The organism is Stenotrophomonas maltophilia group sp. P373, from assembly GCF_053295075.1.
Window position 1 is genome coordinate 1161355 of the sequence record NZ_CM129994.1, and the last position, 9313, is coordinate 1170667.

At 67.1% G+C, this 9313-nt stretch carries 12 protein-coding genes; 6 read left to right on the plus strand and 6 right to left on the minus strand.

The features are described 5' to 3' along the window. Positions 1 to 10: 10 nt before the first annotated feature. Positions 11 to 448: a hypothetical protein gene (locus tag ACSYHF_RS05370; protein WP_111127857.1), complete on the minus strand. Its 438-nt coding sequence runs from the start codon at positions 446 to 448 to the stop codon at positions 11 to 13. Positions 449 to 733: 285 nt separating this feature from the next. Between ACSYHF_RS05370 and ACSYHF_RS05375 the strand changes: the two genes are divergently transcribed. The 6 genes from ACSYHF_RS05375 (at position 734) to ACSYHF_RS05400 (ending at position 5560) form a co-directional block, all read left to right on the plus strand. Continuing rightward, a complete protein-coding gene (locus ACSYHF_RS05375; protein ID WP_032954005.1) occupies positions 734 to 1165 on the plus strand; it encodes a pyridoxamine 5'-phosphate oxidase family protein in 432 nt (143 codons plus the stop codon). Between the two features lie 94 nt (positions 1166 to 1259). Continuing rightward, positions 1260 to 1841, plus strand: a complete 582-nt coding sequence (locus ACSYHF_RS05380) for an NMCC_0638 family (lipo)protein (RefSeq protein WP_447576139.1) — start codon at positions 1260 to 1262, stop codon at positions 1839 to 1841. Positions 1842 to 2044: 203 nt separating this feature from the next. Next, on the plus strand, positions 2045 to 2512 hold the full coding sequence (locus ACSYHF_RS05385) for a DUF2975 domain-containing protein (RefSeq protein WP_032954010.1): 468 nt from the start codon (positions 2045 to 2047) through the stop codon (positions 2510 to 2512). Continuing rightward, entirely contained in the window at positions 2512 to 2736 is a 225-nt protein-coding gene (locus ACSYHF_RS05390) for a helix-turn-helix domain-containing protein (protein ID WP_053497620.1), read from the plus strand. Before ACSYHF_RS05385 ends, ACSYHF_RS05390 begins: the two co-directional genes overlap by 1 nt. A 43-nt stretch (positions 2737 to 2779) precedes the next feature. Continuing rightward, a complete protein-coding gene (locus tag ACSYHF_RS05395; RefSeq protein WP_447576140.1) occupies positions 2780 to 4321 on the plus strand; it encodes a TerC family protein in 1542 nt (513 codons plus the stop codon). A gap of 102 nt (positions 4322 to 4423) precedes the next feature. Then, positions 4424 to 5560 (plus strand): metallophosphoesterase, encoded by a 1137-nt coding sequence (locus tag ACSYHF_RS05400; protein WP_447576141.1) that lies wholly within the window; start codon positions 4424 to 4426, stop codon positions 5558 to 5560. A gap of 137 nt (positions 5561 to 5697) precedes the next feature. Here ACSYHF_RS05400 and ACSYHF_RS05405 read toward each other — a convergent pair whose 3' ends face one another. The 5 genes from ACSYHF_RS05405 to ACSYHF_RS05425 all read right to left on the minus strand — a co-directional run bounded on the left by ACSYHF_RS05405 (position 5698) and on the right by ACSYHF_RS05425 (position 9266). After that, positions 5698 to 6336: a ferric reductase-like transmembrane domain-containing protein gene (locus tag ACSYHF_RS05405; protein ID WP_065178140.1), complete on the minus strand. Its 639-nt coding sequence runs from the start codon at positions 6334 to 6336 to the stop codon at positions 5698 to 5700. Between the two features lie 82 nt (positions 6337 to 6418). Then, positions 6419 to 7153, minus strand: a complete 735-nt coding sequence (locus ACSYHF_RS05410; protein WP_447576142.1) for an HvfC family RiPP maturation protein — start codon at positions 7151 to 7153, stop codon at positions 6419 to 6421. Further along, positions 7146 to 7991 carry an HvfB family MNIO-type RiPP peptide maturase gene (locus ACSYHF_RS05415; protein WP_447576143.1) on the minus strand — a complete coding sequence of 282 codons (846 nt, stop codon included), beginning with the start codon at positions 7989 to 7991 and terminating at the stop codon, positions 7146 to 7148. Before ACSYHF_RS05415 ends, ACSYHF_RS05410 begins: the two co-directional genes overlap by 8 nt. A 56-nt stretch (positions 7992 to 8047) precedes the next feature. After that, positions 8048 to 8524, minus strand: a complete 477-nt coding sequence (locus ACSYHF_RS05420; RefSeq protein WP_069139051.1) for an HvfA family oxazolone/thioamide-modified RiPP metallophore — start codon at positions 8522 to 8524, stop codon at positions 8048 to 8050. Between the two features lie 100 nt (positions 8525 to 8624). Then, positions 8625 to 9266 (minus strand): HvfX family Cu-binding RiPP maturation protein, encoded by a 642-nt coding sequence (locus ACSYHF_RS05425; protein ID WP_447576144.1) that lies wholly within the window; start codon positions 9264 to 9266, stop codon positions 8625 to 8627. Between the last annotated feature and the right edge of the window lie 47 nt (positions 9267 to 9313).

Sequence of the window (9313 nt, forward strand, 5' to 3'; positions counted from 1 at the left end):
GAAAGGGAACTCACCGCGGTAGCGACAACAGGGCCAGTACGAATCCAATGACGGACAGCAGCACCACTGCGGCGCCAGCGGGCACCGGTGTACGTGCACCGGTGCGTCTTCGCACACCCGAAGCGACCAGGACCGGCGGCAGCGTGGCGACCAGGCAGAACAGTTGGAACGCCAGCAGCTGCGGCAGTGCGAAGTGACCGCCGAAGAAGATCAGCCAGGCCAGCATCACGCCGGCGCCGGCCAATGCGATCCAACCGGCGCCGACCACGCGGATGAGTGCCATCAGCAGCACCTGCATGCGCGGTTCGATCTCTGCCCACGGCACACCCACCGCCTGCCCGTGGTAGGGCATGAAGTCGGAACGTTTCAGATAGGCCGCAGCAAACAGCGAGACAATGAAGAACGCCAACAGGTAGCAGCCGAACGCGAGCCAGGCGAACAGATCCATGTGGAGGCCATGCGGTTGCGAAGGAGTCGCCGCGCGCATGCCGGCTGCCATGCCGGTCGTGCCACGGGGTTGCGCGATTCTCCGGCAGCCCCCTGTTAGCCGGCTGTGGTGCTTCGCAGGGGCGTTCCTCCATCTGCTTTTAACGTGGGTATGGTGGTGTGGAGTGCGTCACGCACGGACCATGCGCCGTATCTCGTTTCCCGTGAAGAGGCCGCAAGTGCTCATCCACTTTCCGGTCACCGCTCTGCGCAGACGCTGGGCGTCCCTCCGATCAAGGACCGCGCCGTGACCCAGCTCACCCTCCCAGAACTTGCCAAGAAAATGGCCGGCATCGATTTCACGATGCTGCAGACCCACGCCGGTGGAGAAATTGCCGGTCGCCCCATGAGCAACAACGGTGACGTGGACTATGACGGTGACAGCTGGTTCTTCACCATGGAAGACACCGACATGGTGCGCGAGATCGAGGCTGACCCTGCCGTCGCACTGGGTTTCTCCGGCAGCAAGCCGCTGCTGGGCAAGCCGCCGCTGTTCGTGCACGTGCAGGGAAGGGCAGCGCTGGTGCGCGATCGGGCCACGATGCGCGAGCACTGGGTGAAGGACCTGGAGCGGTGGTTCGAACAGGGAGTGGATACACCAGGACTGGTACTGATCCATGTGCGCGCCAGCCGCATCCACTACTGGGATGGCGAAGACGAGGGCGAAATCACAGCCTGATCCCGGTGCGGGGAGGCCGGCGGCAACGCGGCCGTTGCACGCCACGCCCGGGCTTTGCCATCCTCCCCGCTGCGTTCCGTACATTGGAGTTCCAATGCGCCCTGCCTCCTGGCTGATCCTGGCCCTGCTGCCTGCCCTGGCGGCGGCGCAGCCTGCGCGTGCACCCAAGGCCAGCGCACAGGCGCAGGACCCTTTCAGTGAGTTGTTCGATACCGCCTGCATGCAGCACATCGGCGCGCCAGCGCGGTTGCAGTCGTTGATGGAATCCAACGGGCTGTCACCGCTGCAGCCTGCCGAGGCGGCAACGTTGCTGCAGGGGCAGTCGGGCGTGGCCTGGATGGTGCCGCTGGCCAGCGGCCGCTATGCAGTCAGCTGGGCTGACGATGGCACGTGCACGGTCTACGCCGAAAAGGCCGACGCGGCGGTCGTGCAGAAGGGCTTTGCCCGGTTGGTGCAGGCGGCGCCGACGCCGTTGCAGGCGCGCTCGCTGCCAGGCCGTGGGCCGTTGTCGGCGGACCAGGTGGCGATCCAGTACGGCTGGGCCACGCCCGGGCAGGCCAAGCTGCAGGTGCGTTTCAGGCTGGTCACGCGGCAGGCCGCCGAGGCCGGCGTGCAGGCGATGGCCTCGGTGACGCCGGGCGAAGCGATGCTGGAGCAGGCTGCATCCAGTCGGTAACGCTGGCCCGCGCCGCGCAGGCTGCCCATGCCTGCGATTCAGCCTTTCACGCTGGTTGTGATATATCGTTTATCGATAAATCCACCCCGGGGCGGCGAGGCCGCCCCAACGCCGGAGGCCGCTTGACCGCTCGTCCCGCCCGCGCCAGACCCGCGCGAGGCTTGTTCACCCTGGCCCAGGCCGCCGTCCAGGCCGTCCGGGCGATGTGCTGGCTGGGCATCCTGGCCGCACTGCTGGCCGTGCCGCTGGTCGCGCACGACCGTCGCTGGCTGCTCGACAGCGTCCACGATGCCGCTGCCGCTGCTGCGCACGGCAACGCCCTGTTCCTGCACTTCTGCCTGGGGCTGGCTGTGATCGTCGCGCTGCTGGTGCTGTGCCTGCTGTTCCTGCGCCATCTGCTGCGGCTGCTGAAATCGGCGGCGCGTGAAAGGCCGTTCACCCACGCCAATGCGCAGCGCCTGCAACGCATGGCGTGGCTGATGCTGGCGATGGAGCTGCTGTCGATCCTGATCGGCGCCTACGCGGCCTGGATGGGCCCGGACTTCAGCTGGATGGAGGTGGGCGGCGGCATGTCGATCACCGGGCTGGTGGCGGTGCTGATGCTGTTCGTGCTGGCACGCGTCTTCGCCGTGGGCGCGGCGATGCGCGATGACCTCGACGGTGTCATCTGATGGCAATCGTCATCACCCTGGACCGCGTGCTGCAGGAACGGGGCATGACCCTGTCCGAGCTGGCCGGTCGCATCGACATCACCCTGGCGAACCTGTCGATCCTGAAGACCGGCAAGGCGCGCGCCATCCGCTTTTCCACGCTGGATGCGATCTGCCGGGAGCTGCAATGCACGCCTGGCGACCTGCTCGGGTACGACCCGGCGCGGGCGCAGGACGCAGACTGAGTGTTTCTTCTTCTCCCTTGCCCACTGACGAAACGGACCTGAAATGGAATGGTTGACTGACCCCTCGATTTGGATGGGCCTTGCAACCCTGGTCGTGCTTGAGATCGTGCTCGGCATCGACAACCTGGTGTTCATCGCGATCCTTGCCGACAAGCTTCCGCCCCACCAGCGCGACCGCGCGCGGGTGATCGGCCTGGCACTGGCCCTGCTGATGCGGCTGGTGCTGCTGGCGGCGCTGGCCTGGATCATGAAACTGACCGCGCCGCTGCTTACGCTGTTCGAGCACAGCTTCTCCGGGCGTGACCTGATCCTGCTGGGCGGTGGCCTGTTCCTGCTGTTCAAGGGCACCATGGAGCTGCACGAACGGCTGGAAGGCCGCGCGCACCACGAAGACGGCAAGAAGGTCTACGCCAGCTTCGCAATGGTGGTGGCGCAGATCGTGGTGCTCGATGCGGTGTTCTCGCTGGACTCGGTGATCACCGCGGTCGGCATGGTCGACAACCTGGGCGTGATGTATGCCGCCGTCACCATCGCGATGGCGCTGATGCTGCTGGCGAGCAAGCCGTTGACCCGCTTCGTCAACAAGCATCCCACCGTGGTGGTGCTGTGCCTGGGCTTCCTGCTGATGATCGGTTTCAGCCTGGTGGCCGAGGGCCTGGGCTACAAGATCCCGAAGGGCTACCTGTACGCCGCGATCGCCTTCTCGATCCTGGTCGAGGCGTTCAACCAGTGGGTGCGTTTCAATCGTGAGCGCAACGAGCGCCGCCAGCCGTTCCGCCAGCGCACCGCTGATGCGGTGCTGCGCATGCTCGGGGCGCGCCCGGCCAACGGCCATTCCGATGACGGCGTGGACGAGCCGGTAGATGCCGAAGAGCGCCTGCAGCCGGCCGAGCACGAGATGATCCGTAGCGTGCTCGGCCTGGCTGACCGTCCGGTGTCGAGCGTAATGACCGTGCGCGCCGATGTGCAGTGGATCGACCTGGCGCGGGGCCAGGAGGATGTGGTGGCCCGCCTGGTGGCATCGCCACACACCCGGCTGCTGGTGGGCGATGGTGACCTGGACAGCCTGCGTGGCGTGGTGCAGAGCCGCGAACTGCTGGCTGACCTGCTGCAGGGCAGGCCGCTGCAGCTGGAAGGCAACCTGCGCGAGCCGCAGTACGTGCTGTCCAGCGCCAGTGCGCTGCAGGCGCTGGAACTGATCCGCCAGCATCCGGTACCGCTGGCGGTGGCGGTGGATGAGTACGGCAGCGTGGAAGGCCTGGTGACCGCCAACGATCTGCTGGCGGCGATTGCCGGCGATCTGGTCGATACCCAGGACGAGCGCTATGGCGTGGTCGCGCAGGGCGAGGACCAGTGGGAGGCCGACGGTGCGCTGACCCTGGACGACCTGCAGCGGCTGACCGGCGTATCGCTGCCACGCAGTGCCGACTACATGACCATCTCCGGGCTGGTGCTGGAGCAGCTGGGCCGGCTGCCGGACACCGGCGATGCGGTGGAGGTGGCGGGTGTGCGCATCACCGTGCTGGCGATGGAGAAGCGCCGCATTGCCCGCCTGCGGGTGGAACACCTCGACCAGCCGTTGTAGAGCCGAGCCCATGCTGGGCTTCGGGGATGCAGCCCAGCATGGCTCGGCTCTACACAACATGGCCCGCAGCCGTCACCATGGCGGGCCCGCTTTCTGTCATGGATGGTTGCAGTGCTGAGTACGATCGGTTTGTTGATGGGCCTGTATGTGGCCTGGCGCCTGTTCTGGCCGCTGCGCATGCCCATCGGGTTGAAGGTCGTGCTGTCGCTGCTGATGGTGGCTGTGGCCGTGCAGCTGCGCATCGTGGCGACCTTTTGGGGCACGATGGCGTCGCCGGAAATTCCGAAACTGGCCATCGCCACGCTGGCCACCGGCTCCACGGCGGTGCTGCTGCTGGCATTGGTGATGCTGGTACTGGACGCCGGCCTGCTGGTTTCGCGCCTGCTGCGTTGGCCGCGCATGGTATCGGCCCTGCGTGCACCGCAGCTGCGGCCGGCGGCCGGCGTGCTGGCCCTGCTGGTCAGTGGTTATGGTGTCAGCCAGGGCATGGCAGTGCCCCAGCCGCGGCAGATCGAGGTGAGCATTGCCGGGCTGCCAGCGGCGTTCGACGGCTATCGCGTGCTGCAGCTGACCGACATCCATGCCAGCCGCCTGCTTACAGGTGACTGGGTGCGCAGGATGGTGGACCAGGGCAACGCGCTGAAGCCGGACCTGATCGTGATCACCGGTGATCTGATCGACGGCAGCGTCGAGGCCCGTCGCGACGACGCGCGACCCCTGGCCGATCTGCGGGCGCCGGACGGTGTCGTTGCCATTACCGGCAACCACGAGTATTACGCGCAGTACCAGGCATGGATGCAGGCGTTCCGCGCGCTGCACATGCAGGTGCTGGAGAACAGTCATTTGCAGGTACGACGCGGCGATGCGGCGCTCACCATCGCCGGTGTCACCGACCCGGTGGCGGCACGCTACGGCCTGCCGCTGCCGGATCTCCAGGCTGCACTGGAGGGTGCCGATCCGTCCGCGCCGGTGATCCTGCTCGATCATCGCCCGCGCAATGCACGCGAGGCGGCGGCGCGTGGGGTGAAGCTGCAGCTGTCCGGGCACACTCACGGTGGGCAGATCATCGGCATGGACCAGCTGGTGAAGCGCGCCAATGGCGGTTTTGTCTCCGGCCGCTATGACGTGGATGGGATGACGCTGTACGTGGGCAACGGTGCGGGCCTCTGGGCCGGTTTCCCGGCGCGCATCGGCGTGCCGTCGGAGATCACCCTGGTGACATTGCGCCGCGCGCCGTGACCTGAAGTGGGGCAGGTTCCTTTGCGCAGGGAGTTCGCTGCCTATCGCGCTGGGATCCCTCTGTAGAGCCGAGCCCATGCTCGGCTGAACCAGAGAGGCAGCCGAGCATGGGCTCGGCTCTACAAGTAACCGCCTCCTCAAGAACTCCGCAGCGGCGGCCGCGCATGCGCATTGCGCCGCAGTGACTGCGCCCGCTTGGCTATCCAGCGCACCACGAAGGCGGTGAACAGCAGTGCCGACGGCACCGCATACCAGAAGTTGCCTGGCACGCGCTTGAAGTACGAGTAGGTGAACACCGCCGCGATGATCCACATGCCGGTCAGGTGCAGGCGACGCCAAGCGGTGGGGCCCATGCGGCGGGCGATCCCCCGATGCGAGGTGATGGCCAGCGCCACGATGGCGATGTAGCCCACCGTGCCCGGGAGATTGGCCAGCGCGGATCGTGCTGGCCAGAACGCCGGGTTGAGGATGCCGAAACTGGTGATGGCGATGGCATGCAGCAGGTGCGAAAAGGCGAAGGACAAACCGACGGTGCGCCGTTCGCGCAGCAGGAACCGGGTGAATGGGCCGGGCAGAAGACTGGCGAACGACGATGCGGTGAACGCCGCCAGGAACAGCAGGAACGATGTACGTGCAGTGACCCGTATCGCCGCACGGCTGCCTTCGGCTGCATCGGGATACAGGGCGAAGGCCGCCAGCGCGAATGCGATCAGGACCACGGCCATGGCCACAAACAGGCGCCAGCCGTGCAGGAAGGAAGTGTTGGAAGCAGGCATGGTGAGACCTCGAAGCAGGAATGGGGAGCACCGGCCGCTGGCCGGGCGATGAGTGGGTAGCGCCGGCCGCTGGCCGGCACCCTCAACAGTCGTTCGGCACAACCAGCACGCTCGCCGCACACAGCTCGCTCAGCAGCGGAATGCAGGCTGTGCGTAGTTCGTCGGCGGCCACTCCATGCAGATCGGCCAGTACCTGCAGCGCGTCTTCCGCACGGGCGCCGTCATCACCGAACGCCGACAGCAGCGCATATGCCAGCGGTGAAAGTTCCTGCACCTGCAGGCTGAAGTCACCCAGGCGTCGCAGCAGCAGCAACGTCGGCATCGTGGTAGGCGCACCGTTCTGGCCGGCGTCCTCATGCACAGGCCACTGGTAGCCCAGCACCCGCACCAGTGGAGACAGCGCTAGCACGCTGCCTGCCTGTGGCGCATGCAATGGCTGCTGGCCGGTGTGCCGCGCTTCAATGTGCAGTGCCTGCTGCGTGATTTCGTAATGCGCCAGTTCCGCCACCCAGCCCGGCAGCGCGAGGTCTGCCTGCACGCCCAGCCACGCGGCGAATTCGCCGGCGATCTGCGGGAACAGTGGGGTATGGCAGGCATGCCGCGCGTAGTAGTGCTCCACGGTGTCGCGCCAGCAGGCATCACCCAGTTGCGCCTGCAGGCGCGGCAGGCTGCCTGCCAGCAGGCTGTCCAGGCTGTCGATGCAGAGGCGGCGGTAGACCGCCATCCGCCGTGCATCGATGCCCTCAGGCGCGGGCATCGATGGGTCGCGCACATGATCGGCCCAGCGCCGTTGCAGGGTAGCCAGCGACTCAGTCATGGGCCACCTCGGGTGAACGTGCCTCGACCTGCGCCTGGCGGATCTGCGCAACCTCGGTCAGCAACTCCGCCAGCGGCGGAAAGTTGAAGTCGCGTTCGAGCAGCGTGGGGCGCACGCCGACCCGCGCATAGGCCTCGCGCAACAGCGCCCAGACCACGCCTTTCACCGGGGCACCGTGGGTATCGATCTTGAAGCCATCGTCTTCATCGAAATGGCCGGCCACATGCAGCGAGGCGACACGGTGGGACGGCACGCGGGCCAGGAATTCGAAGGCGTCGTAACCGTTGTTGCAGGCGTTGACGAAGACGTTGTTGACGTCCAGCAGCAGGTCGCAGTCGGCTTCGGCGAGCACGGCGTTGATGAAGTCGATCTCGCTCATGTCCGCGCCGGCAACGGCGTAGTAGGAGATGTTCTCCACGGCGATGCGTCGGCCCAGCATGTCCTGTACCTGGGCGATGCGGCCGGCGACATGGCGTACGGCCTCGGCGGTGAACGGCAGCGGCAGCAGGTCATAGACATGGCCACCGGCGGCGCAGTAGCTCAGGTGTTCGCTGTACAGCTGCACCTGGTGCAGGTCGAGGAAGGCACGGGTCTGTGCCAGCAGGGGGAGGTCCAGCGGATCAGGACCGCCCAGCGACAGCGACAGGCCGTGGCAGGTCAAGGGGTGGCGCTCGCTGAGTTGGCGCAGCGCGGCGCCGTGTGCACCGCCGACGCCGATCCAGTTGTCGGGGGAGACTTCGAGGAAGTCGATGGCGCCGGCCGGCATTGCCAGCAGCTCGTCGATCAGGCCACGGCGCAGGCCAAGACCGGCGGCATTGGAGGGCAGGGGCAGGGACATGGCGGATGCTCCAGAGAGAGGGCGCCGCCTTGAAGGCGGCGCCGGTTGAACGTCGATCAATCGGCAACGCGGGAGAACAGACCCTTCGGCATCGGCTTGCCGTTGGCGGTGTAGACGCTGCGCAGGTAGTCGTGTGCTTCCTGCTCGCTGATGTAGCCGTCGTGGTCGGTGTCGATGCGGTCGAACTCGGCGGCACGCTTGGCGGCCACCGCGTTGAACTCGGCGCGCGAGACCTTGCCGTCGTGGTCACGGTCGGTGCGGGCAAACGAGGCGTCGCCGCACTTGCCTTCGCCACACTGGCCCTCGGCCACCTTGGCCTTGCCGGCGGGCTTGCCGGTGGTGGCCTTGTTGGCCCCGCACTTGCCTTCGCCGCACTTGCCTTCGGCGGCGGCGCTCATGGCGACGGCGCTGATCGCCAGCGGTTGGATCGCTGCGGCCTGGCCGGCCAGCAGCAGGCCACCGGCCAGGGCGATGCCGATGGCACCAATGCGCGGCAGGCGGGAGGAGGGGGTGTTCTTGGTCGAGACGGACATGGTAGTGACTCCTTGGGGATGGCACGCCAGGCGTGCGGGATGGACGCCGCCTGAAGGCGACGGAAACGAAAGGAAGAAGCGCGGGAAGAGGCGAAGCAGGTCAGGCGGTGCGACGACGGCGCAGCGCGTAGCCCAGCAGCACGCCACCGAGCAGGGCGCCGCCGAAGCCGACGCCGGGCAACAGCGCGGCAACCGGCAGCAACAGGGCGATCAGGCTGACGCCCCAGCCCAGGCCGTCATTGCCGACGGGGGCATGCTGTGGGCCGGCCAGCAGCCGGTCCACGCTGAGCGCGCCACCGCCGTTGAGGATCAATGGCAGCAGCATGGCCAGGAACAGCAGCGGCAGCTTGAAGTTGCCGTAGCCCTGGTCGGTGATCGCGTAGCCCTGCCAGAGTTCACCCAGGCCGTTCCACTGGTCGGGCCAGTGCACGGCGGCGATGGCGACCACCGTCAACACCCAGAAGACGTAGGCCACCGAGCGCGTGGCCAGGCCGAGCAGCAGCATCACCGCACCCACCAGTTCCAGCCAGGTGGCCAGTTGCCAGTTCAACGATGCGGGCAGGGTGGAGAACGGGAACGGGAATCGACCTTCCAGGTCGGAGAACCAGTTCTGGCCGCCCAGCTTCTCGCGGCCGGACTCAAAGAACTCCCAGGCCAGCAGGGTGCGCAGCGCCAATGGCGACAGCCAGCGGCCGACGGCGTCCAGGCGGGGGGTATACACGGAAGAGGCGGTGCTGATCATGGTGGTGTCCTGCGGGCCAGTGGTCGATGGAGGCCATTCCAGGCGGT

What these genes read in the sequence shown, in the direction of transcription:
- ACSYHF_RS05370 (WP_111127857.1), bottom strand. Translation starts at nt 448, where the DNA reads ATGGATCTGTTCGCCTGGCTCGCGTTCGGCTGCTACCTGTTGGCGTTC.
- ACSYHF_RS05380 (WP_447576139.1), top strand. Translation starts at nt 1,260, where the DNA reads ATGCGCCCTGCCTCCTGGCTGATCCTGGCCCTGCTGCCTGCCCTGGCG.
- ACSYHF_RS05385 (WP_032954010.1), top strand. Translation starts at nt 2,045, where the DNA reads ATGTGCTGGCTGGGCATCCTGGCCGCACTGCTGGCCGTGCCGCTGGTC.
- ACSYHF_RS05390 (WP_053497620.1), top strand. Translation starts at nt 2,512, where the DNA reads ATGGCAATCGTCATCACCCTGGACCGCGTGCTGCAGGAACGGGGCATG.
- ACSYHF_RS05395 (WP_447576140.1), top strand. Translation starts at nt 2,780, where the DNA reads ATGGAATGGTTGACTGACCCCTCGATTTGGATGGGCCTTGCAACCCTG.
- ACSYHF_RS05400 (WP_447576141.1), top strand. Translation starts at nt 4,424, where the DNA reads ATGGTTGCAGTGCTGAGTACGATCGGTTTGTTGATGGGCCTGTATGTG.
- ACSYHF_RS05405 (WP_065178140.1), bottom strand. Translation starts at nt 6,336, where the DNA reads ATGCCTGCTTCCAACACTTCCTTCCTGCACGGCTGGCGCCTGTTTGTG.
- ACSYHF_RS05410 (WP_447576142.1), bottom strand. Translation starts at nt 7,153, where the DNA reads ATGACTGAGTCGCTGGCTACCCTGCAACGGCGCTGGGCCGATCATGTG.
- ACSYHF_RS05415 (WP_447576143.1), bottom strand. Translation starts at nt 7,991, where the DNA reads ATGTCCCTGCCCCTGCCCTCCAATGCCGCCGGTCTTGGCCTGCGCCGT.
- ACSYHF_RS05420 (WP_069139051.1), bottom strand. Translation starts at nt 8,524, where the DNA reads ATGTCCGTCTCGACCAAGAACACCCCCTCCTCCCGCCTGCCGCGCATT.
- ACSYHF_RS05425 (WP_447576144.1), bottom strand. Translation starts at nt 9,266, where the DNA reads ATGATCAGCACCGCCTCTTCCGTGTATACCCCCCGCCTGGACGCCGTC.